The sequence below is a fragment of the Trinickia diaoshuihuensis genome (assembly GCF_003390925.1).
Classification (GTDB): Bacteria; Pseudomonadota; Gammaproteobacteria; order Burkholderiales; family Burkholderiaceae; genus Trinickia; species Trinickia diaoshuihuensis.
Genome location: NZ_QUBS01000090.1, coordinates 316,560 through 338,989 on the forward strand (window position 1 = coordinate 316,560; position 22,430 = coordinate 338,989).

A 22,430-nucleotide genomic window follows, 5' to 3' on the forward strand; every position below is an offset into this window, starting at 1 on the left:
AATCGTTTTGCGGCCCGCGCTTAGACGTTTGCGAGCCCGGGCCGCTCCACGAGACGACGATCGTGCTTGACGAACGTCCGCCGAATCGCCGTACGCAGCGGGACGAAGCAATGCTCCTGGAACAAGACCGCCGCAATTACCGTAAAGACGAGGTAAAGCGGATAGGTAGCCATCGAAGGATCGAGTCCCTTCGCGGCCGCCGCGCACGCTGAGAAATGCGAGACGCATTCCGATATCGGCTTATGAATGGTCATCAATTTGAGTGCTTTGATCGCGATGGCAAAGATGGCGCCGTGGATGCCGAAAATCGACAGCGCGGCGTTTCCGAGTCTCGATGTGATCCGTTGCGCGAATTTCGGAACGCAAGCATCGGCACAGAGCGCGACGAGTACGAGCTCGGTAGGCATCAAGGCACCGTTATGCACGATGTAGAGGAAGTAGAGCGGCCCGTTCTCGATGAGATACGACGCGAGCACGAACGACACTAGAACGAATGCCGCCGCAACGGCTTTGCGCCAACGGCTGCCGAGCAGCCACTTCAAACCGCCGGACGAATACAGGTTATAGAGCAAGATGCCGCTCATGAATTCGGGAATGCGCAGGACCGGATTATGTTCGACGGCGCCGACGGCGAGCGGGCCGTACGCGCCCAACAGCACGACCGTGACGGGCGGGATCAGGTACAACAACCAGACGGCAACGAGCGCGGCGGCTCGACGACGCATATTGGCAAGCCTAGGGCCGAGCAAAGGGAAGCAAACGTAGAAAAATAGTAGGCAACCGAGCGACCATGACGGCGGGTTGATCGAAGAGTAGCGGGGATACCAAACTTGCACCATCGCAATGTTCAGCAACCAATTGAACGCTGCGAGACCGCCCGTCAGTCGAACGGCCTGCTGCTCTCCGCGGCCCAAGGAAGGCAAGAAAAACGAATCGAAAGCGCGCGTACTCATGGATAGAACGAGCACGAACAAAAGCAATCCGATTAAATGAATCGGATAGATTTCCGAAAATCGTTTGACAAGAAAATCGTGCGTTCCGCCGCGCAGGGAGGGGCTTCGTTCGACGTAGACGTGAGTAAGAATGAACCCAGAAAGTATGAAGAAAGTGCTGGTGGAAAAACCGCCCAAATCGGCGAGCCAGACGAAGGGGAGACGGTTCGCCTGTGGGTAGGCGTGGATTGTGTGGAAGACCATCAAGTACACGGCAAGCACGAAGCGCATGGCGTCAAGGCCCACGAGCGTTTTTCTCACGGCTTATCCTCGAAATGCAGGGCGGAATGTGGGGTATCAAGCACGCAAGCGCAGCTCGGCGGGCGGCGTTCTGGCTCCATATCGAGCGGCGCCGCGCCGCCGGCCACGCTTGGGGAGTTCTCCAACTTTAGTTAGAGGCATCGCAACGCGCGGGGAACGTCCGAAATCGGTGTCATTTTGGCGACTTAGATCGTGGGACGTTTCGTAGAACCACCGCAATCAAAAACGGATGCTTGTGCGCAACGAAATGTTCATGCAGCGAGCCGCGCGCGATGCTCGGATGAGGCCTGGTACCGGTAAATACGGCAGCCTTGCAGCGCCTAGCGCTTCCGATTGGTTAAACGCAGACGTGCGGTGTGCATTGGCATGCGGCGCGGCGACAGCAGATACTATCGCCGCGCCGAGGTGGACCTGATGGGTGCTTAGTTCGCTGCGGTCGGCGCGCCAATCCCGTCGATGTCGGGCGCCCAGCCCGACGGGTTCGAGAAGATCAGCGTATTAGCGCTGCCCGCCTTGAACGTGCCGGTGACGGCGAGCGTCGAAATCGTGTTCCATCCGCCGGTCGGCGGGAACGAGACTGTAACCGGTGTCGTGCCGTTGAAGCTGATCTGCGCGGAGCGCGGTGCGGAGTCGCCGTTCGCGTAGCCCACGAGCACGGTGTACGTACCGTCTGCCGCGACCGAGATGCCGTTCATCGTCAGCGTGCCGCCGTTTCCGATATAGCCGACGTCCTCGCCACCCGAACATGCGCTGCACGACGCGACGCGCGCGCCGCCGGCGAGCACGCTGCTCGAAGCTTCGCCTTCGTAGGCGGCCTTGAAAGGGGGCAGCCGCACCGGACCGGCAACGACCGCGAGCGTGCCAATGTCGGGCGTCGGCGCGGCGCTGTCGGCGCTCGAAATCGTGATCGAATTCTGGCCCGCCGTGAGCGGCACATACAGCGTGACCGTGCCGACACCTCCATCGCGGCCCGTCGGCGGGAACGCGACGATGGTCGGCTGCCCTCCGTTGGCCGTCAGTTGCGCGGTCAGCGTCTCGCGCGTGCGATTCGCATAGGTGATTTCCACATAGCCGCCGCTACTGTTCGCCGCCTCGATATTGCCGAATGTCACCGTACCGAGGCCACGCACAATCCGTCCTCCGATGCAGTCCGAGCAATTCGAGTACGTGGCGCCGCCGCCGAGCGAGGTCGGTTTGTAGATCGCCGATGCCACATCGTTGCCGCTGACCGCGAGCATCACGGCACCGCCCGCAGGCACTGTCGGCGCCGTATAGGACGCCACGAACGACCCGAGGCTCTTGCCCGCCCACAGGTCGCGGACCGTCGCGCGGCTGTTTGGCGTGAAGCCAAGCTCCTGCCAGGAGACCGTCATCGGTGCATCGTTCGCGCCGTTGTTGAACAGCACGACCGCGCGCTGGCCGGTGCCCGCAAGCAGCTTCGCCCACACCTGTTGCGCGCCTGATTGCGCGACCATCACGCCCTGAATACCGAGTGGGTCCTGATCGACGCCGATGACTTCAGTACTGGTCAACAGACGCGTGGCATCGGCGGTGAGCGGCTTCGACAGGTCGTTGCCGAGAATCAGCGGCGCGCCCGCGATCGCCCACAAGCTCATGTGTGCCTGATCCTGGACGGCGGTCATCCCCATGCCGGCGACCATCATATCCGGGTCGTTATAGAAACCGGTATGCTGACCTTCAGGGTGATAGTTGCCGAGAAAGTTGCCAACCACGCTACCGAATTTCGGTGCGCCGCTGTTCGGGATGTAGATGTCGCCCGTCGTGCGCCACATACGCCCGACGCCGGCAGCCCATGCCCACGGTCCTTGCTTGTAGTCGGGATAGGCGGGATTGCTGCCGATCGTGCCCCAGTCGCAGATGCTCAGCGTAAGGCGTTGGCCAGTCTGTACGTAGGCCTTGTCGATGGCCTCGGCGATGGCCGAGTAGGCCTGCTCGGGATCGTAGCCCGCCGCGCTCCCGCCGCAGAAGTCCACCTTCACGAAGTCATAGCCCCATTGCGCGAACTGCAGGAAGTCGTGATCGTAGTGCGCGAAGTCGCTGCCGACGAAGTGTGTGCCATTCCTGCGCGTGCCGCAGCCTTGTGGACCTGCGTCGATATAGATACCCGCTTTCAGGCCTTTGCTGTGGATGTATTGCACGATCGCCTGCATGCCACCGGGCCATTGGGTGCTGTCGATCACGAAATTGCCGTCGGCATCGCGCACGCCGGACGTCCACCAGCCCTCGTCAGTGTTCACGTATTCGTACTTCGCACCGCTCTTGATCAGTGCGTTCACCGCGGCGAGCCCGTCAGCTTCAGCCTTGATCGTGTTGTAATTCACGTTCTCCTCGAGGCTGTTCCACGACGACCATCCCATGGGCGGCGGCACGACCGCGACCTTCCTTGGGACCGCGCGATGCCGGTTCGATTGCGGCCCATCTGCCTGATCGGTTGCCGCCGCGGCGGCATTCGCTTCGCTCTTCAGCGACGCCGCGGTACCGTCATCGGTCGAGCCGCCCCCACAGCCCGATAATCCAAGCGACATAGTCAAGGACACTCCGACCAACAGCATCAACGCGCGACATCTGTACATGAGCAGATTCATGCCTGTCTCCGTCAATTCCGGGGCTCCGGGAGGTGCTTTATATTTTGGTCACGACGACTATAGTCAGCGACATCGAAGAATTTCAAATATTTTTTGCCCGTCCCATCAGGTGGGAGGAATGAGAATTTAATCAAATGCCTTGAATCGGTCGCGAGGCGAACGCAAGCATAGGGAATTCGAATGTACTATCGCGGCTATGGCGACCCCTACTATTGGCCTCGATCGTTCTGGACGCACCTCGCTCTCCGTCCAGATTTACAACTCGATCCGCGCTGCGATCGAGTCTGGGCAGCTTGCCGCCGGCGCACGGCTCCCGTCTTGGTCCGATCTGGCCGTCCAGCTCGGCGTATCGCGAGGCACTGTGCGCGCCGCTTACGAACGCTTAATCGACGAGCAATTCGCGATCGGGCTTGGCGCGGCGGGCACCCGCGTAGCGGAGCGTCCCGCATTGGCGGCGATGACCGGCTGGTCGCCGGAGGCGCCGCCGCTGCCAGAGATATTCAAGGACTTCGGCACGGCGCCTTTGGCGTTTCAAATGGGCGTGCCGTCGCAGGATGCGTTTCCGTTCAAGCTATGGGCGCGGATTCAAGCGCGTGCGGCGCGCCGGGCAGCGGCGGCTCCCGTGGGATACCCCGATCCGCGCGGCGACCCGGACTTACGCAGAGAAATCGCCGCATATCTCGGCGTCGCGCGCGGCCTGCACTGCAATCCTTCACAGGTGTTCGTCACGGCTGGATTCGCCGGCGCGCTCAACCTGGCGATTCGCGGGCTGCGCATGGAGGGACGGCGAGCGTGGATGGAAGATCCGGGCTTTCCGCTCACTTATACGGCCCTCGATCTCGCAGGCATGACCGTGTCGGCCGTACCCGTGGACGCGGATGGACTCGATATCGATGCGGGCATCCGGCAAGCGCCCGACGCCGCACTCGCGGTCGTGACGCCTGGCCAACAGGCACCGCTCGGCATGACGATGTCGCTCGCCCGCAGGATCTCGCTGCTTGCTTGGGCTCGCGATCATGACGCTTGGATAGTCGAAGACGATTATCTCGGCGAACTCCAATTGAAAGGGCGAGCAGCGCCCGCGCTCGCTTCGCTCGATCGAGACGGCCGCGTGCTGCACGCGGGCACCTTCAGTAAGACGATCAGCCCCACGCTGCGTTTGGGCTTTCTCGTAGTGCCGGCGGATTTAGTACCGCGTTTCGGCGATGTCTGCGCATGCCTCGCCCCAGCGCCGGCTGCTTGCGTGCAACACGCGGTGACCGAGTTCATCACCGAGGGACATTACCTTCGACATCTTCGCCGTATGAAGCGGCTTTACTCCGAGCAGCGGGAAGCCTTGGTGCGTTGTCTCAAAGAGATCGATGGAGACTTGGTCAAAGCTGACACGGCGGCCGGAATGGCCGTGGTGGTCACGCTTCCCGGCTCGGTATCGGATGTCGATATCGCTTCGCGGGCGAGACGCTCGGGGCTCTCTCCGGTGCCGCTCTCACCTTGGTATAAGCAGGCGCCCGCACAACAAGGGCTATTGCTCGGCGTGACGAATCTCAACGAACGGACGCTCGCCAAAGACTGTCAGTGCTTAGTACAAGTGGTGCGCGAGGGAGGATGACCGCCCGGCGACTGCCGGCAGCGCATCGATTCTTACTGAAGCACAGCGAGACGATCCATTTCCACCATAAACTTGTAGGCATCGTCGCAAAATGCTTTGAACCCCTCCTTTGCGCGCCTCACGTCGCCTTCCGTTTCGCAGACGGTCTCGATAAGCGAACCCACTTCAACTACTTCCTCGGGCGACCGAAAAAGGCTACGCCCGCGTTCGACAACACAATCAGCAAAACACCCAACGATTGCCAGCGCGACAAGCTTTGCCCCAATATCACAGCGCCTATCGCAACCGCGACGACCGGCTCCATACTGGTAAGCATCCCGAATCGGTGCTTAGTCATCGTCCGCAGGGCCGTCAGTTCCATCGCATACGGGAGCAACGGATACAGGATGGCAACCGCGGCAAGCCATGCCGCGCTATGCAGGTCCACCATGACGGATGAGCTCTCCATGGGAGAAGCAAGGGCCGATACGATGGCAGCCGTCGAAAGGGCGAATGCATAGCCATGCACTCCCCCGGCCGACGCATTAGCTAATTTCTTCGTGGTTACGATGTATGCGGCCCAGCAACATGCCGCCGCAAACGCGGCTGCGGTCCCGACGTTCATGTCAACGCTTTCATGGACACCAAGAATCAGGAGTACACCCGCCATAGCCGTCATGGCCAGTAGGAGCGTGACCGGCTTCCGCCGCGATACCACGGCAACGGCCATTGGCCCCAGGAATTCGATACTGGTAGCGAGGCCAAGAGGAATACGCGCGATCGCCACTGCGAACAGAATGCCCATACCCGCCATGGCCGTCCCGAGCGGAATCGCCACGAGTCCTATTTGCCAATTCCAGCCCCTGACATCGCGTACACATGCCCACGCTGCGGCCAAGAACGCCGCATACGCAAACCGAATCGCCGAGACGTGCAGCGGGCCAATACTGCGCACCCACGGAAGGGATAGGGCCATGCCGCTTTGCATTAGCACCATCGCTCCTAGGCAGAGCGCCATTGCTCTTACGTCAGAACCTGCGGCTGTTTGCGAAGTCCGGTTGATGTCGTGTTCCATATTCGATCGATCCAAGCACGTTGAAAAATCTTAGTTTCTTTGGATAACGTTGCTTGCAAAAACCGGCCACCGAGTTGCGTTTTCCGGCCATCAACCGCGCAAAGCGCTTGGCGACATCTTGAATCGCCGTCGGATCGAAGTTGCGAAGTGCGAAGCGGATGAAAAGCCGACCGAGAGATGAATCTCTGCGATAGGCATGTCGGTCGCTTGGAGTAGCCGCCGTGCCTCTTCAAGGCGCCGATTGAGTATGTAACTTCCAATCGGCATCCTGATCTCGTTAACGAATCGCCGGGCTAGCGTCCGTTCGCTGATGCCGAAACGGTCGGAAATTTGATGGATCGATAGATCGTCATGCAGACTGCGGTCAATGTGCACGACGATCGCATTGATCAATGCGACTTTTTCTTGAGTGCCGAACCGGCGGGCGGCATCGAGCGTTCTAGCAGCTTCCTGTAAGGCAATCTGATCGATTTGCTCGATGCTGATGTGAAGGCGGGCACGATGCAGCCGGTGGAACGCTTCTCGATTTCGCCGGCCCCAGCGAGGTATTTCACCGGCTACCGAATACGAACGTTCGCTACGCGAGCCTCGATGGAGGCAACGTGACCCTTGAGTTCGGGGTTGTCTATGGCAACACCGAGCGGCTGGCCGATATCGAGAAAACCGACCTCATTCTGGTCCCGGGCGGCTCCGATTTGACAGCGCCGATGCGCCCGGAGTATCAAGCGCAAATCCGGCGTCTCGCACAAAGCGCCAAACATATCACGTCGGTTTGCAATGGATCGCTCGTGCTTGCCGCAACCGGGATTCTCAACGGTAAGCGCAGCGCCTGTCATTGGGCCTTCGTCAACAAGCTCTCTGAATATGGGGCGATTCCCGTTCCCGATCGCTTCGTAGAAGACGACAACGGCCGGTTCATGAGCGGCGGCGGCGTAACGCGCAGGCATCGACTTCGCGCTTCGCGTTGCTCAGAAGCTGCGCGGCCGCCAAGCCGCCGAATACACGCAGCTCGTCATCGAATACGACCCCGATCCGCCGTTCCATGCCGGTCATCCCCGGGATGCGCGGCCGGAAATCGTCGCGATGGTCGATAAGAAAATGCCCGGGGCATCCAGGGGGCTCGGGCGAATCCCGGGCGTTCGCTGAATCTGCCCTCACCAGTTCAGTTCAACACAGCTCTTTCTCGCTTCACACAGGATAGGAAATACCTCGATGCAACATATCCGTTTTCGTAGCGCTGCGCTTGCAGCCTGCCTCTCAGTTTTCGCGCTTTCCGCGCCGGCTTTTGCCGCCGATTCGCAACATCCGCCCGAAGCGGCTATCAAAGCCGAGAATGCACGATGGGCGGATGCGTTCGGGCGAGGCGACTATGATGCGACCGGCCGCCTCTATACCCAAGACGGCGCGCTGTTACCGCCCGGAGGAAGCAGAATTACGGGAGGTAAGGCGATCGCGGAGTACTTCATCAAGGGCTATGGCGCCTCGAAGCCCGGCACCGTCTCGTTCAGCAATTACGAGTTCTACGGCAATGATCGAGATTTCACGCGATCAGCGCAGACGTCAAGCCCGCGCCGCCCCAGCTAGCGCTCACCCCCGCGAACGCTCGCCCGGCCGCATCAGCACCTTGATCGAATCGAGCGAGTTCGCGACCTTGATGGCCTCCTCCCACTCTTCGAGCGAGAACCCATGCGTGACGATGCCCTTCGACGTGACGAGCCCGCGCGCCAGCAAATCGATGGCAACGGGATAGCAATAAGGCCCGAGGTGGGCGCCACGTACGTCGAGCTCCTTGCGATCGCCAATGATGGACCAGTCGACCGAGGTCTCCGCGCCGAACACCGAAAACTCGACGAACCGCCCCAATTTGCGAATGAGTTCCAGCCCTTGCGGCACACCCGCCGGTACGCCAGTCGTTTCGATGTAGACATCGCAGCCGTATTGGTCGGTGAGCGAACGAACGATCGCCAGCGCATCGTCTCGCCTCGGGTTGATCGTCACGTCGGCACCGTACTCGCGCGCAAGCGCCAGGCGCTCGTCCACGAGATCGATCACGACGAGTTTTTTGGGCGTCTTCAGATGAGCAACTTGCGTCATCATCAGCCCGAGCGGTCCGGCGCCCGCAATCACCACGACGTCGTCGAGCTGAATGTCGCCGCGATTGACCGTATGTATCGCGCACGAGAGCGGCTCGATGATCGCGGCATCCTCGATCGAAATGCCGTCCGGAATCTTGTGCACGATCGCCGTCGGCGGGAAACGCATGTATTCGGCCATGCCGCCGTCGGCGACTTCGCGCTGGAAACCGAAAATGTTATGGACTTCGCACATCCAATATTGGCCCGACTTGCAATAGCGGCATTTGCCGCACGGCACGATCTGCTCGGCGATCACGCGCTCGCCCACCTTCACGCCGAAGTGCTGCGCCGCGCCCTCGCCCAGTTCTTCCACGTACCCGAAGAATTCATGCCCGGGAATCACGGGAGCCTTGACCCAGGGGCTCGGTCCGCCCCAAAACATCTTCGCACCGGAATAGCATTTACAGTCGCTGGCGCAAATGCCGCACGCCGCAATCCGGATGACGAGTTCGTTCGGGCCGGGCCTGGGCCGCGCGACGCGTTCGACGCGATAATCCTTCGGGGCATGACAGACGACGGCCGTCATCTGCGCCGTCTCATTCGGTTCACTCATAGTCGACTCGCTTAGGATGAGGAAGCACATAAACGCGCGGCGTTCACCGCGCTAGAAAACCGCCATCCACGGCCAGACTCACGCCGTTGATCATGCGCGATTCGTCGCCGAGCAGGTAGGCGATCGCCTGCGCCACCTCGCCGGGCTGCACGAACCGATTCAAAGGAATGCGCGAAAGCATTTGCGCGGCCTTGGCCGGCTCGCCCCAGGCCTTCTCCGCCATCGGCGTCAACGTGACAGTCGGATTGACCGAATTGACGCGAATGCCATGCTCTCCCAGCTCGACGGCCATGACGCGCGTCAGCGCATCGAGCGCCGCCTTCGATGCGCAATAGGCCGCGTGCAGCGGGAAGCCGATCTGAGCCGAGATGCTCGAGACGTTGACGATCGCGCCGCCCGCGCCGCGCTCGATCATGCCGCGCGCACAAACCTGCCCCACGACCATCGCAGCGCGCGCGTTCACAGCGATCGTCTCGTCGAACGCTTCGACATCGAGATCGAGAAACGCCTGCAAGCGCGCGATGCCCGCGTTGTTGACGAGCAGATCGACCGGCTGTGCGGCAACCGCCGCTGCGCGCGCGGCCGTCGCGTCGCCCAGATCGACGGCATGCGTCTCGCAGCCGATTTCGCGTTCGAGCGCGCGCAGATCGGCCGCGGAGCGGCTGAGCGCGATAACCTGAGCACCGCGCTCAGCCAACAACAACGCCGTCGAGCGGCCGATCCCCTTGCCGGCGCCCGTAATCAAAACGCGCTTTCCGGTAAATTCGTTGCTGCGGTCGACCGCATTCGTCGAACTCATGATCGGCAGTCCTCACGTTCTTTATCGGCGCGAGTCACGGCTCCTCACAGAGCCTTCGCGCCGTATCCTCGTCGGTCACGAGCACCGACACATAGCCGCCGCGCAACACGGCGCGCGTGACAAAAAATTTCTTGGCGCCGCCACTCGCGAGCACGACCTGCTTGATGCCGCGCAAATCGTCGAGCGTGATGGCCACCGTCCGGCGATTGAGCGGATGATTGATGAGCTTGCCGTTTTCGTCGACGAAATGGCCCAGCACGTCGCCCACGGCGCCCGCCTTGCGCAACGTACGCAAATCCTCGGGATCCTTCACGCCGTACGTAATCACGAGCGATTCCGTCAGATCGCCTGCCGTCAACAAGGCAAGCTCGGCCCCGCGCGCAAGCTCGTAGGTTTCTCGCACGGCGTCCTCCTGCAGAATGACGTCGCGCACTTTCTGACTGCTGACGTAGATCGGCGCCGGGAACAAATAGCCGTCCGCGTGGCACAGATCGGCGAAATCCGACACGATGTCGAACGTGTTGATACTGGGGCAATGCGCGAGCCCGCCTTGCAGCGAGACCGCCGAGATAGGCCCATAGGAGCGCTGCGGCAAGGCACGCAAGACAGCGCGAATCGTTCTTCCCCAGCCGAGCCCGATCGTGTGGCCCGCCGCGATGTGTTGCGTCAGATAGTTCGCGGCGCCGATGCCTAGGGCGGCCATCGTTGCTTCGTAAGTCGCGCCGCTCGGCACGACGACGGCCGCCTGCAGCGAGAAGCGCTCGACGAGTTGCTCCTCGAGCGCCACGCACGGCGCGATCCGGCTGTTGATCGTGATACGCACGAGGCCGGCTTCGCGGCCGGCCGCGAGCAGCCGATTGACGCGCACGCGGTTCGTGCCGAGCAGTTGCGCGATCTCTTGCTGCGTCATGTTGCCGACGTAGTAATGCCAGGCGACACGCGTTTGCAGTTCCTCTTCGTGGTCTACGCCGTCGTCAGGCTCGACGGGTTGTATGGACTGGGTGGTCTTGCCCATGATGTCAAGAATGTCTCGCTAAGAGAAAACCGACAGTTATAGCAAACGAGTCACTTGACCGCGCCCATCGTGACACCCTGCACGAGCCGGCCCGAAACCAGCAACGCGAAGATCACCATGGGCAGGACGATCAGGGTCCCGGTTGCCATGATTTCGCCCCAAGGAAGCTCGTACCCGCTCATATAATTCGTCGCGGCCACGGGCGAGGTTGCGGCGTTGTCGCGCGTGAGTACGAGGGCGTAGAGCAAGTCGTTCCACGAGAAGATGAACGCGAAAATGGCGGACACCACGATGCCCGGCATCGCAAGCGGCAGATTGATACGCCAGAACACGCGCCAAGGCGAAGCGCCGTCGAGCCGCGCGGCCTCGTCCAGTTCGATCGGGACATTGCGGAATTGATCGGTGCAGATCCACACCACGATCGGCAATGAAAAGGTGAGATAAAGCAGGATCAGTACGATATGCGTGTCGATCAGATCGAGCTTGGTCGCGATCAGGAAAAACGGTACGGCCAGCACGACGGGACTCACCATCCGGTTCGAAATGAACCAGAACCACAGGTCGCGCTTGCCGCGAAACTCGAAACGAGCAAGCGCATAGGCGGCCGGCGTGCCGAGCAAGATCGCGAGCACCGTCGTGCTGCTCGCCACGATCAATGAGTTGACGAGACTTGCGCCCACGTCGTGCCTAAAGAGCGCGTCACCGTAATGCTGCAGCGTGGGGGAGAACCGCCAAAGCGGCGGATAGGCAAGCGCATCGGCCTGTGTCTTCAAGCTCGTCGTCACCATCCAATAAAAAGGAAATACCGACGATAGGAAAACGACGAGCAACGCGAAGCCATGCCAAAGCGTCGCGCGTCGCCGCCCCGCACGCGCCCTATCGGAGCGGGGTGTCGCGCCGAGCGCCAGCAAACCCAGAAACGATGCGCTCATGCCACCTCCCGGTAAATGTAGCGAATGTATAAGCGCGAGAGCACGATCGTCAGCACGAGCAGCAACATGGCCTGCGCCGAGGCTAAGCCTTGGTCGAACAGACGAAAACCGATTCGCTCGATATAAACGCTGATGAACTCCGTGGCCGCGCCCGGGCCGCCGCGCGTCATCGTGTAGACGGCATCGAACATCTTGAGCATGTCCGCCGAGCGCAGAATCAGAATTGCAGTGAGCCCCGGCAGAAGGTACGGCCGCTCGATATGCCAGAGAATCGTCAAGCGCTTGCGCGTCTCGAGCCGCGCCGCTTCCTCCGCTTCCTTCGGCACCATCGTCAAGCCGGCGAGCAGGATCAAGGCGCAAAACGGCGTCCATTGCCAGATGTCCATGATCATCACCGAGACGTAGGCCAGCGTGGGATCGCCGAGCCAGTCGAGCGGCTGAACGCCGAAGAAGCCGAGCAAGTAATTCGCGACGCCGAACTGCCGATTGAAGATGAGACGGCCGATGAGGCCGACCACGGCATAAGTCGTCGCCATCGGCACGACCAAACCCACGCGCGCAACGGCCCGCATCCAGGCGAGTCCGGGCCGGTGCAGCATGAGCGCAGCGAAGAGACCCAGCGCGATCTCGATCGGCAGGGTTAGGCACAGGAACAGCATCGTGCGCCCGAGCGCCTGCCAAAACGTCGTATCGGTCAGCGTCGCGATGTAATTGTCCAGGCCTACGAACGGCGTGCCTGCCTCGATATCCGCGAGGCGGTACTGATGAACGGAGTTGTAAAGCGCGACCAATAGCGGATAGATACCGATCACGGCTAACGCGAACACCGCAGGAAACAAGAACCAAAACGCGGGCGAACGCGACCGGAGCCGTCGCCGCACGCGCGGGCGTGCGGCCGGCTCTTGTCCAGCATCCGAGACGATACCGTTCAGCATGACGATCTCCGGTTCACACTAGAGGCCGCGCATCGCTCATTTGAGCAGCGGCTTCTTGCCGTCGTAGTAGCCGGCCTTTTGCAGAATCGCTTCCATCTTGGAGCCGATCGTCTGCGCCCCGTCCTTGACCGACACCTCGCCGAGCATCATCTTCGTCCCCCACTCACCGATAATCTCGGAGATCGCGGGCCACTCCGGGAAGCGCGGACGGTAGTCGGGCACGCCGCCTTGCCACGATTCGACCATCGGCTTCACGAACGGATACTTCTGCTGCACGGCCGGATCCTGATACACGGCCGTGCGGGCCGGCACGCCGCCCGCATCGAGGTACGGCTTAGCCATTTGCTCGGACGTGATCCACTGGATGAAGAGCCAGGCCGCGGCTTGCTTCTTCGCGTTCGACTTCGCGTTCACGGCCAGCGAAAAACCGCCCAACGCGGGCTTGAGTCCCGCCGGGCCGCGCGGTTCCGTCGCAATGCCTAGGCAATTGCCGAGCTTGGACTTCGAAGAATCCGTCAACGTGGGGTAGAACGCCGACCATTCGGTGATCATTGCGACTTGGCCTTGCGCGAGTGCATTGACCGCCTCGGCGTGATCGAAATCGACGATACCCGGAGGCATGTACTTCATCAGCTTTTGCCGGTAGTCGAGCCCCGACTGCGATTGCGGCGACATCAAATTCGACTTGAATTTGGCGTCGAGCAACGAGCCGCCGTTCGGCCAGAGCATGCGCATGAAGCTATCGGCCGATTGGGTTTCGCCCCGGCGGGACTGCAGCGCGAACGCATATTGGTTCTTGCTCGCGTTCGTGAGTTTAGGCGCATAGACGTTCAGCAAATCATCCCAAGTTTTCGGCGGCTCGTCGAATCCGGCTTGCTTGAGCATGCATTTGTTGTAGAACATGAGCCCCGAGTAGTTATCGAACGGCAGCCCATACGTCACCTTGTCCCATGTACCGAACGAATCGAGCAGGATCGGGAAAAAGCCTTTCAGGTTCAGGTTCGGATCGGCGAGCTTGGGATCATCGGTGAATTTCTTGATCGGCACGAGCCACTTGTTGCTCGCGAATTCGCCGATCCACACGACATCGACGAGCACGATGTCTTGCGCGCCGCCGCTGACGAAATTGAGCACCTCTTTTTGCCGCGTGCTCTCGTAGGGCACGACGTCCCACTTGATCGTGATGCCCGTTTCCTTCTCGAACTGCGGGATCAGCTTCTCCGCGGCCGCATAGCCGGGACGATCGAGAAAGATCGCGTGGATGGTGGTCCCCGAGTAGGGAGCGGCTGCCTCCTTCAACGTCCATGCCGAAGCATGGGCCGCCACCATGAACGATGCGGCGGCCAACGACGCCATCGCTGTGTTGCGCTGCAAGAACCGTTTGTTCATCGATTGTCTCCTTGTCGACCGCAACGAACACTCGACGCGCTCGCTCCCGGTCCGATGCAAAGCTAGCTTGTTATCGATTCAGCGGCGGGCATCGGACTTACTCGACGCCCACGGACACTCGGTACTGCCTCATGCAACTGCGGCGCAGCCGGCGGCCCACCGGGGTTTGCGTTTCACTTGTAATTTCGTTTTTTCAAATGTATATTTTGGCGCACGACGCTTGTCAAGAAAAAATTGATTAGGAGTGCTTGCGGCACTGCACGATAAACGGGCCGCAAGTAGCGAGGCGCCGGGTGTAAGACGCAGGTCGACAACGCGGGAAGTGCGACATTCGTAGGAGACACGAAATGAGCGCAGTTCAGTTGCAGCAGATCCGAAAGACGTTCTCGGGCGCCGAGGTGCTCAGGGGCGTCGATATCGAAGTGAACGAACATGAGTTCCTCGTATTCGTCGGGCCGTCGGGCTGCGGCAAGTCCACGCTACTTCGGACGATTGCCGGGTTGGAGCGGGTCGATTCCGGGCGGGTGCTGATCGGCGGGGAAGACGTAACCGAGATCGAGCCCTCGGAGCGCGGCGTCGCCATGGTGTTTCAGTCGTATGCGCTTTATCCGCATATGTCCGTCTACGAGAACATCGCTTTTGGGTTGCGGATGTTGAAGCTGCCGCAAAACGAAATCGACCGGCGCGTGAATGCCGCGGCGCAGATCCTTCAGATCGGGCAATTGCTCGAACGCCGTCCACGTGCGTTATCGGGCGGGCAAAGACAGCGCGTAGCGATCGGGCGGGCGATCGTGCGCGAGCCCAAGGTCTTTCTCTTCGACGAGCCGCTCTCGAATTTAGATGCCGCGCTACGCGTACAGATGCGCCTCGAGCTCATCAAACTGCACAAACAGTTGAACGCGACGATGATCTATGTGACGCACGATCAAACCGAAGCAATGACGATGGCCGATCGCATCGTCGTGCTCAATCATGGCGCGGTCGAGCAGATCGGCTCGCCGCTCGAGCTTTATCGGCGTCCCCGCAACCGCTTCGTTGCCGGCTTCATTGGGTCGCCGAAGATGAATTTCATCGAAGTCGAAGTCAGCGCGGCGGATCATTCAGGTGTGACGATCGCACTGCCCGGCGGCTCGGTGCTTACGGTCCCTTGCGAGGCCGGTGGTGTTCGCGCGGGCGAGAAGCTCACGCTCGGCGTGCGTCCCGAGCACATCACGGAGACCGGCGTGGCGGGCTGCGACGCGCGCTTGGGGGGAGAGGTGATTGTCGTCGAACACCTCGGCGGCGAGACGCTATCGCACCTGGCGCTCCCTGGCGGCGGGACGATTCAGGTGAAAGGCTCGGGCGATTCGGCCGTGGCGGACGGTCAACGTATCGAGGTTGGGTTTTCGGTGCGGCACGCGCATTTGTTCGGCGCCGACGGCCTCGCGCTCGGGGCGCTGCGCGAGGCTACACAGGCGAACGCGGCCTAATCTACGCGGCTGAGACGCTAGGAGGCGTCAATCGCGCCGATAGCCTGCGGCGATTGTTATCCAAACGACACCAATGAATTCCGGAATCGCATATTTATCGTCAAGGATACGAGGCCTAGACTTCGCTCACCTGCTAAACACTTCCTGTGCTCGCAGCCCCTTGAAAATAAACGAATCCGGAGGTTGTCATCATGAACGCTCTTATCAAGCAAGTCGCCTTAGCCGTCGCCCTGGTCGCTCCCGTTGCCGCCTTCTCGCAATCCAATCAGCCGTTGACGCGCGCTGAGGTTCGCGCAGACCTGGTCCGTGTCGAACGCGCCGGTTATAACCCGCTCGATCGCCTGCATTACCCTGAAAATATCCAAGCTGCCGAGCAACGCGTTGTCGCACACGAGAGCGTCGCTCAAACGGATACGAGCGGTTACGGCGCCGATACCCAAGGCACTTCGCACTCGGGACATCGCGCATCGACGTCTGCCGTCAGCTCGTACTCGCCGTCGATTTATCGATACAACTAAAGATGTGAATGCTTGGGAAGACCATTCGACGGCCTGCAAGATGCGGGCCGCCGAACTATCAAACGTTTATGCATCACTTCGCCGGCAAACCGCTAAACAAATTCTGAATATCGCCGTACGGCATCGCGGCAGCCAACGGCTCCGAGGCCCCACCTTCCAGAAAACCGCGAGCGAGCACCCGCGCTTGAGCGAAGAGTACCTGCGAAATACCGCTGCCCGCACTCAATCGCCGGACGCCGAGTTTGCCTAGCGTATCTCCGTCGGCAAGTCCTGGACGCGCCATCACATTGAGCGGCAATCGGATCTCCTTGATCACCGCGGAAATGTCGGAGGGCGCCATGATGGCGGGCAAAAACAACCCGTCCGCACCGGCGGATGCATATAGAGCACCGCGCTTGATCGACTCCGCGGCCTGACTTGGCTTGTCCACGAGACCAGCCAGAAAGACATCGCTGCGCGCGTTGACAAAGAGATCCGCTCCGGCTTTCGCGACGGCGGTCTTGATCGCTTCGATCTTCGACGCGAGCAGCGAGGGCGCGTCCGAACCATCCTCGATATTGATGCCGGCGATGCCGAGATCGACGAGCCGCATCACATTGTCGGCAACGGTGGCAGGGTCATCCGTATAACCGTTTTCGAAATCGACCGAGAGCGGCACCTTCAGCACACGCGTCATACGCCGAACGGCGTCGACCACCTCGGTCATGGGGAGTTGATGTCCGTCCGGGTAGCCGAGCGCCCATGCAAAACCCGCGCTGGTCGTGGCGATCGCTTTCGCGCCCAGCGCTTCGACGAGGCGAGCGCTGCCGGCGTCCCAAACATTCGGCAGTCGTAGCGGCGTGGTGTTGTCGTGCAGTTTTCGGAATTCGCTAGCGAGGGACATCGTCTTCTCCGTATAAGAATGATGGACAACTGCCGTGCACTGCGCCTGAACGGCGCCAACTCGGGATAGTACAGTCAGGAGCGGCGGGGCGGATTGTTATCCGTGCGACACGAATTCGGCGACCCGCGCCATGCGGGCCGCCGAATCCGCTGAATCGCTAGACGTTCACGAGCCAACCTTCACGCTCATCCCACCGTCGGCCATGACGACCGATCCAACCATGAAGCTTGCTCGGTCGGAGGCAAGGAACAGCACCACCTCGGCGATCTCTTTCGGATTCGCTGCGCGACCGATAGGCGCGCCTTCTCCGTGCGCGGCTAACGCCGCGACGCCGTTGCCGTCGGGTGCTGCATCGTTGAGGATGTTTGTCAGCACATCGCCGGAGCCAACGGCATTGACTCGAATGCCATGCTCGATCGCTTCCAACGCAAGCGTCCGTGTCAACTGCGCCAGTGCCCCTTTCGACGCGGTATAAGCGGCAATAGTCGGAAACGAGAAATACGACGCATAAGAAGCCACGTTGACGATGGCACCGGAGCGCCGCGGGATCATCGCCTTCATGGCTTCCCGAGCGTGCAGGAACGCGCCTGTCACGTTCACGGTCATGATGCGCTCCCAATCGTTGCGCGACATGTCCACCACAAGCTTGTTGATAATGATGCCGGCGTTGTTCACGAGCAGGTCCAGACGCGAGAATCGTTCGACGGCAAGCCCCACCGCTTTTTCCGCGCTGCCGTCGGCACTGATGTCCGCAACGAGCGGCACGACATGCGGGCTCGCCAGCGCTTCGACAGCGGGATCGATGTCCTCGGCAATGACATAAGCGCCACGCTCCACGAGCAATTCAGTGATTGCGCGTCCGATACCGCTGGCCGCGCCCGTGACGATTGCAACCTTTCCTCCAACCTCATCGATACCTTGCATCTTCATTTCCTCCAGAGTCGACTAGTAGAGCTGTTCAACAACCCGTTGATCCGCTTGATCGAGGAAATAAATGTAGTTGCCGGCTTTCTCTCGGGCCATGGCTGCCCTTGTCGCATCCTTGCCTAAAAGTATCGACGATGACGCCAGCCTCGCGCAGCGGCTATATTGAGGGTCGTCATGAAAGACGCAGGAGCGATGGATGTCAGAGAGACGCCGGCGTATCGTCAAGCTGATTGAGCGGCTTGCGCCGAACGAGGGATATACGGCATCGCCGTTGGAGGGTGTCAGCTTTGTTCGCGCCAACCGGTCGCTAGGCCGCACGCCCGTTTTGTACGAACCGAGCATCGTTCTTGTCTGCCAGGGCCGCAAGCGCGGTTTTTTCGGAGATAGGGTCTTCGTATACGACGCCAATCACTATCTCGTACTTCCGTGCCGTTGCCGTTCACCACGGAAACCGAAGCGACTTCCGCCGAGCCGTTTCTCGCCGTCACGCTTCGCCTCGATGCAGGCGCCGTCGCAGATCTCGTCCTCGCCTTGGATACACCCGGCAGTAAGCCATCCGGGATGCCGCAAGGGATCTATTCCACCCCGTTGAACGATCGCCTTGCCGATACGCTACTTCGACTTTTGGAGGCGCTCGGCTCGCCGATGGAAGCGCGCATCGTCGCGCCTCTCGTCGTGCGCGAGATTTTCTTTCTAGTGTTGACAGGCGAACAGGGCGATTCAGTGCGGGCGTCGCTCGCGGCGACCGGTCATTTCCCGCAGATTGCCCGTGCACTGCGCGGTCATTTCCCGCAGATTGCCCGTGCACTGCGCCGCATCCACACCGACTACGACAAGCGTATCGACGTCGACAGCCTGAGCAACGAAATCGGCATGAGCGTTCCGACCTTTCATCGCCATTTCAAGGCGGTGACCCGCGCGACACCCATTCAATATCTCAAGTCGACGCGGCTGCATCAAGCACGCCTATTGATGATACGCACCGGGTTGACTGTCGCCGCCGCATCTGCAAAGGTGCGGCTACGAAAGTCCATCGCAGTTCAGCCGCGAATTCAAACGAGCATTCGGTCGCACGCCGACAGAAGAAGTCGCTTTGATGCGGACGGCGTTCGGGTGGTCGGAATCGACATTCGGGGTTTAAATGCCGCATGAAAGCGCGCACCTTCGGCGGCTCCGAGTCGGCATACCTCATTCAACGTAGCGGCGAATTGGCAGCCGGAATCCAGATCGTCGAAGTAGCCTCATAGAATTGATCGGGGCCGCCCTTCGGCGGCCAGATCCCGTCGGCATACGATTTGGCGCGAATGGCAATGCGCTCGTCGAGGCTATTCCAAGGCCAAATGTGGGTGATGCGATGCGCCCCGTCGAGTGCGTACAGCGTCGCCCCGGACGCCCTTGAAGAATGAGATTAGACTGATCCTCCCGGCGAGCAATTCCCGCGTAACTCGCACTTCAGGCTTTCTCATCGGTTCGCGCATCGTACGCCGCCTGGGCGGCAGCGATCCGTTCCAGGTTCTTAAAAGCCCACTCGCCGAGGACCTTAACCGGCTCCGCCAACGATTGGCCGATGTCCGTCAGTTCGTAATCGACGCGAGGCGGGATCGAAGGCGTAACCGTCCGAGTCACTAAACCATCGCGCTCCATATTCCGCAGCGTGAGGGTAAGCATCCGCTGCGATATACCTCCAATCTCGCGCTTCAGTTCGTTGAACCGGTGTCCGCGCCTGCGCAGCAGGACAATGACCATCACGGTCCACTTGTCACCGATGCGGCCAATGGCCTGCGAGACCTTGAGACAAGCGCCGGGCCGATGTGCAACCGCCGCATCGAGAGCTGTATCAGTCACATTCATGTGCCTTAGGTTTCAACTTTGTGCGTTCTTGTGGGCCGATTAGCGCGGGCACATACTTTCACCCGCTTACTAATCGGAACTGGAACCCCATGAAACTCTTACACGTCGACAGCAGCATCACCGGGCCGCGCTCGGTTTCTCGCGAACTCTCCGCGCTCATCGTCGAAAAGCTTCGCGCGGCGCAAGGGTTAGAGAGCGTCTATGTCTATCGCGACCTCGTCGCCGAGGATCTGCCTCACTTTACCGCTATAACCGCACCCTCCGCTCATCCGATCGCCAAAACCGTTCCGGCGTTGAGCGCGGCGCAACAAGTACAACGGGATACCAGCGATACGATTCTGAAGGAGTTCATCGAGGCCGACATCGTGGTGGTCGGTGCCCCGTTGTACAACTTTGCGTTGCCCTCGGCGCTGAAGGCTTGGGTCGACCGGCTCCTGGTCCCGGGCACCACGTTCCGATACGGCCCGAACGGCCCCGAGGGTCTCGCGGGCAACAAACGGGTGATTCTCGCGATCGCCCGCGGCGGTGTCTACAGCGAACCATCCACGCTTAAGTCGATCGAGCACGCGGAGTCGTTTCTGCGGGTGGCGCTGGGCTTCATCGGCGTAAAGAACGTGGAGACGGTGGTCGCCGAGGGTCTGAATGTCGCCGATATCAAAGAAAAAGCGATAGCTTCGGCGCGCGACGCCGTTCAACGGCTCGCGGCCTAGTACTCCCGCACGAGCGGACGCGCGGTCTTCAGCGCAGCATGAACGACATGGCGGAAAGACAATTGAGCATGCGCACGAGCGACTGCATACTGTCCGCGTCGAACCGCAGCGTACTGCCTTCGACTCGGTGCATACCCGGCCATTGGCCGAACAAGTCCGCTTGCCCCGGCGTTTGCGTCGTCAACTCGCACTCCAGCGGCCCCGCCATCGTGAACGGCCTCAAGTCACGGATGCGGGACACCGCGCTGCTTGCCGCCTCTTCGATCAGCGCGCAGGCGGACGACGGCGCGAGGCTCGTACACACTGCGTTGCCGTATGCGCGCTTCGTTTCCACACCGATCGCGCCGGGAAAAATCGGCGCCGTTTCGGCCAGAAAGACATCGTCGCCGGAAAACATCGCCACCGGCACGCCGAATTCTCCCGCGAGCGCACCGTATAGGCCTGCCTCCCCCAGCTCCGCGCCGTTCACGCGTACGCTCCTGAACGCAAAGCTATTGATCGTGTGCGCAAGCACGCCGGTGGTTTGCGACCGCGCGTGATAGCCGATCAGATAAACCGCATCGCAATCGAGCTCGACACCCGCCATCATGCCGAGATTGCGCGGCTTGCCGGTGATGGACTGCGCGCGTGCATCGAGCCGGTCGAGCAACAGATTGCGAAAACCGCCGTGCGAATCGTTCACGAGGACCTCGGTCGCACCACCGTCGAACGCACCGTGCACCGCCGCGTTCGCCTCATCGGTCATCCAACCTCTTGCACGCTCGTACTCGGCGTTGCCGCTACGCGTTTGCTCCACGTGGGTCACGCCGGCCACGCCTTCGATATCGGTGGAGATCAGAATCTTCACTATGATTGCTCGCTTGAATACGGAAGCGCCAGTAGCTCCCGCCAATTCGGAACCGCATCCACGAACGCTTCGCGCCGATGGCCGTCTCGCCCGGTCACGGTCGCGGCATGCCACAGCCCATGGACGATCGCCTGCTCGACGGCTTCCGCGCATGCGTTGAAAAGCGGATCCAGCATCGATTCGTGCACCATGCGTACGGCGGGCATCGGCTCGGTCGCAAGATGCGGCACCTGCCACGCCGAGCTGAACGCGAGCGCGATGTCGCCGCTGCCGTGGCCATAGACTGAACCCGTGCGTGCAAGCCCGGCCGCCGAGCGTTTCGCCACGCGCTCCAATTGCCGGACATCGAGCGGCGCGTCGGTCGCGACGATCATGATGATCGATCCTTTCTCCGGCCCAGCCCGTTCGTCATCCGCGCCGGGTCCCTGTGCAACGACACGGCGCCCGAGCGGCTGTCCCGCCACCGTGAGGTGCTCGGTCCGGCCGAAGTTGGCCAGCACCAGTGCGCCCAGCACATATCGTTGTCCATCCGGCAGCGCCGCGATGCGCGAGGCGGACCCAATGCCGCCCTTGAAACCGAACATCGACATCCCTCGGCCCGCTCCAACAGAGCCTTGAGCGAACTCGACCGTGGCCTCATTGCATGCGGTCGCATAGTGCTCGGCCGACACCGCCATCGCCTGGATGTCGTTCAGATAGCCGTCGTTGCACTCGAACACGAGCGGATTGACCGTCGACCATTCCCGGCCGATCTCAGGGTGGCGCTTGATAGCCGCGCGGATTTGCGCCTCGGCAACCGCCCCGGCGGAGAAGGTATTCGTGAGCGCAATCGGCGTTTCGAGCATGCCCAGCTCCTGCAACTGGACGAGTCCGATGCTCTTGCCGAAGCCGTTGATGACCGCGGCGGCCGCGGGTGTCTTTCGCAAAAACGTATCCCGTCGGCAT

Annotated in this window: 19 protein-coding genes and 4 pseudogenes; 7 read left to right on the forward strand and 16 right to left on the reverse strand. The window is 61.1% G+C overall.

Annotation, left to right across the window (positions count from 1 at the left end):
* Window positions 1-20: 20 nt before the first annotated feature.
* Window positions 21-1,223 carry an acyltransferase family protein gene (locus DXT59_RS29730; RefSeq protein WP_116141999.1) on the reverse strand — a complete coding sequence of 401 codons (1,203 nt, stop codon included), beginning with the start codon at window positions 1,221-1,223 and terminating at the stop codon, window positions 21-23.
* Between the two features lie 452 nt (window positions 1,224-1,675).
* On the reverse strand, window positions 1,676-3,859 hold the full coding sequence (locus DXT59_RS29735; protein WP_240324737.1) for an alpha-galactosidase D: 2,184 nt from the start codon (window positions 3,857-3,859) through the stop codon (window positions 1,676-1,678).
* Between the two features lie 196 nt (window positions 3,860-4,055).
* On the opposite strand from DXT59_RS29735, the gene pdxR reads away from it, so the two are divergent.
* On the forward strand, window positions 4,056-5,468 hold the full coding sequence (gene pdxR, locus DXT59_RS29740; RefSeq protein ID WP_116142002.1) for a MocR-like pyridoxine biosynthesis transcription factor PdxR: 1,413 nt from the start codon (window positions 4,056-4,058) through the stop codon (window positions 5,466-5,468).
* Window positions 5,469-5,637: 169 nt separating this feature from the next.
* Here the strand turns inward: pdxR and DXT59_RS29745 are convergent, their stop codons facing one another.
* Together DXT59_RS29745 and DXT59_RS31645 are read right to left on the reverse strand one after the other, a co-directional pair.
* Complete coding sequence (locus DXT59_RS29745) at window positions 5,638-6,522, reverse strand: EamA family transporter (RefSeq protein WP_116142005.1); 885 nt, start codon at window positions 6,520-6,522, stop codon at window positions 5,638-5,640.
* Window positions 6,523-6,612: 90 nt separating this feature from the next.
* Entirely contained in the window at window positions 6,613-6,897 is a 285-nt protein-coding gene (locus DXT59_RS31645; protein ID WP_420823443.1) for a helix-turn-helix domain-containing protein, read from the reverse strand.
* A 134-nt stretch (window positions 6,898-7,031) separates the two neighbouring features.
* On the opposite strand from DXT59_RS31645, the pseudogene DXT59_RS29755 reads away from it, so the two are divergent.
* Both DXT59_RS29755 and DXT59_RS29760 read left to right on the forward strand, forming a co-directional pair.
* Window positions 7,032-7,668, forward strand: a pseudogene (locus tag DXT59_RS29755) (DJ-1/PfpI family protein); the annotation flags it as partial.
* Window positions 7,669-7,734: 66 nt separating this feature from the next.
* A pseudogene (locus tag DXT59_RS29760) lies at window positions 7,735-8,067 on the forward strand (YybH family protein); the annotation flags it as partial.
* Window positions 8,068-8,109: 42 nt separating this feature from the next.
* Here DXT59_RS29760 and DXT59_RS29765 read toward each other — a convergent pair.
* From DXT59_RS29765 to DXT59_RS29790, 6 genes are read right to left on the reverse strand one after another with little or no spacing between them, the layout of a single operon-like run.
* On the reverse strand, window positions 8,110-9,210 hold the full coding sequence (locus DXT59_RS29765; RefSeq protein ID WP_116142011.1) for an alcohol dehydrogenase catalytic domain-containing protein: 1,101 nt from the start codon (window positions 9,208-9,210) through the stop codon (window positions 8,110-8,112).
* Window positions 9,211-9,253: 43 nt separating this feature from the next.
* Window positions 9,254-10,009 carry an SDR family oxidoreductase gene (locus DXT59_RS29770; RefSeq protein WP_116142013.1) on the reverse strand — a complete coding sequence of 252 codons (756 nt, stop codon included), beginning with the start codon at window positions 10,007-10,009 and terminating at the stop codon, window positions 9,254-9,256.
* Window positions 10,010-10,043: 34 nt separating this feature from the next.
* Window positions 10,044-11,024 carry a sugar-binding transcriptional regulator gene (locus DXT59_RS29775; RefSeq protein WP_116142015.1) on the reverse strand — a complete coding sequence of 327 codons (981 nt, stop codon included), beginning with the start codon at window positions 11,022-11,024 and terminating at the stop codon, window positions 10,044-10,046.
* A 50-nt stretch (window positions 11,025-11,074) separates the two neighbouring features.
* On the reverse strand, window positions 11,075-11,956 hold the full coding sequence (locus DXT59_RS29780; protein ID WP_116142017.1) for a carbohydrate ABC transporter permease: 882 nt from the start codon (window positions 11,954-11,956) through the stop codon (window positions 11,075-11,077).
* Window positions 11,953-12,891, reverse strand: a complete 939-nt coding sequence (locus DXT59_RS29785) for a carbohydrate ABC transporter permease (protein WP_116142019.1) — start codon at window positions 12,889-12,891, stop codon at window positions 11,953-11,955. The genes DXT59_RS29780 and DXT59_RS29785 overlap by 4 nt, the downstream gene beginning before the upstream one ends.
* A gap of 36 nt (window positions 12,892-12,927) precedes the next feature.
* Window positions 12,928-14,280, reverse strand: a complete 1,353-nt coding sequence (locus DXT59_RS29790; RefSeq protein ID WP_116142021.1) for an ABC transporter substrate-binding protein — start codon at window positions 14,278-14,280, stop codon at window positions 12,928-12,930.
* 347 nt (window positions 14,281-14,627) lie between these two features.
* Here DXT59_RS29790 and DXT59_RS29795 point away from each other — a divergent pair, with 347 nt between their 5' ends.
* Together DXT59_RS29795 and DXT59_RS29800 are read left to right on the forward strand one after the other, a co-directional pair.
* Window positions 14,628-15,749 (forward strand): ABC transporter ATP-binding protein, encoded by a 1,122-nt coding sequence (locus DXT59_RS29795; RefSeq protein ID WP_116142023.1) that lies wholly within the window; start codon window positions 14,628-14,630, stop codon window positions 15,747-15,749.
* A 191-nt stretch (window positions 15,750-15,940) separates the two neighbouring features.
* A complete protein-coding gene (locus tag DXT59_RS29800; RefSeq protein ID WP_116142025.1) occupies window positions 15,941-16,267 on the forward strand; it encodes a DUF4148 domain-containing protein in 327 nt (108 codons plus the stop codon).
* A gap of 73 nt (window positions 16,268-16,340) precedes the next feature.
* Here the strand turns inward: DXT59_RS29800 and DXT59_RS29805 are convergent, their stop codons facing one another.
* A complete protein-coding gene (locus tag DXT59_RS29805) occupies window positions 16,341-17,150 on the reverse strand; it encodes an isocitrate lyase/PEP mutase family protein (RefSeq protein WP_116142027.1) in 810 nt (269 codons plus the stop codon).
* A gap of 165 nt (window positions 17,151-17,315) precedes the next feature.
* Window positions 17,316-18,080 (reverse strand): SDR family NAD(P)-dependent oxidoreductase, encoded by a 765-nt coding sequence (locus DXT59_RS29810; protein WP_116142029.1) that lies wholly within the window; start codon window positions 18,078-18,080, stop codon window positions 17,316-17,318.
* Between the two features lie 193 nt (window positions 18,081-18,273).
* Between DXT59_RS29810 and DXT59_RS29815 the strand changes: the two are divergent.
* Window positions 18,274-19,218: pseudogene (locus DXT59_RS29815) on the forward strand (AraC family transcriptional regulator).
* Window positions 19,219-19,269: 51 nt separating this feature from the next.
* On the opposite strand, the gene DXT59_RS31485 reads toward DXT59_RS29815, so the two are convergent.
* Both DXT59_RS31485 and DXT59_RS29825 read right to left on the reverse strand, forming a co-directional pair.
* Entirely contained in the window at window positions 19,270-19,455 is a 186-nt protein-coding gene (locus tag DXT59_RS31485; protein WP_116142295.1) for an NIPSNAP family protein, read from the reverse strand.
* 74 nt (window positions 19,456-19,529) lie between these two features.
* Entirely contained in the window at window positions 19,530-19,928 is a 399-nt protein-coding gene (locus DXT59_RS29825) for a winged helix-turn-helix transcriptional regulator (protein ID WP_116142031.1), read from the reverse strand.
* 89 nt (window positions 19,929-20,017) lie between these two features.
* Between DXT59_RS29825 and DXT59_RS29830 the strand changes: the two genes are divergently transcribed.
* A complete protein-coding gene (locus tag DXT59_RS29830) occupies window positions 20,018-20,638 on the forward strand; it encodes an FMN-dependent NADH-azoreductase (RefSeq protein WP_116142033.1) in 621 nt (206 codons plus the stop codon).
* 28 nt (window positions 20,639-20,666) lie between these two features.
* On the opposite strand, the gene DXT59_RS29835 is transcribed toward DXT59_RS29830, so the two are convergent.
* The gene (locus tag DXT59_RS29835) at window positions 20,667-21,485 is read right to left on the reverse strand and encodes a M55 family metallopeptidase (protein ID WP_116142035.1); all 819 of its coding nucleotides are present in this window, start codon (window positions 21,483-21,485) and stop codon (window positions 20,667-20,669) included.
* Window positions 21,485-22,420 (reverse strand): annotated as a pseudogene (locus tag DXT59_RS29840) (P1 family peptidase); the annotation flags it as partial. The gene DXT59_RS29835 and the pseudogene DXT59_RS29840, both read right to left, overlap by 1 nt.
* Window positions 22,421-22,430: the final 10 nt, after the last annotated feature.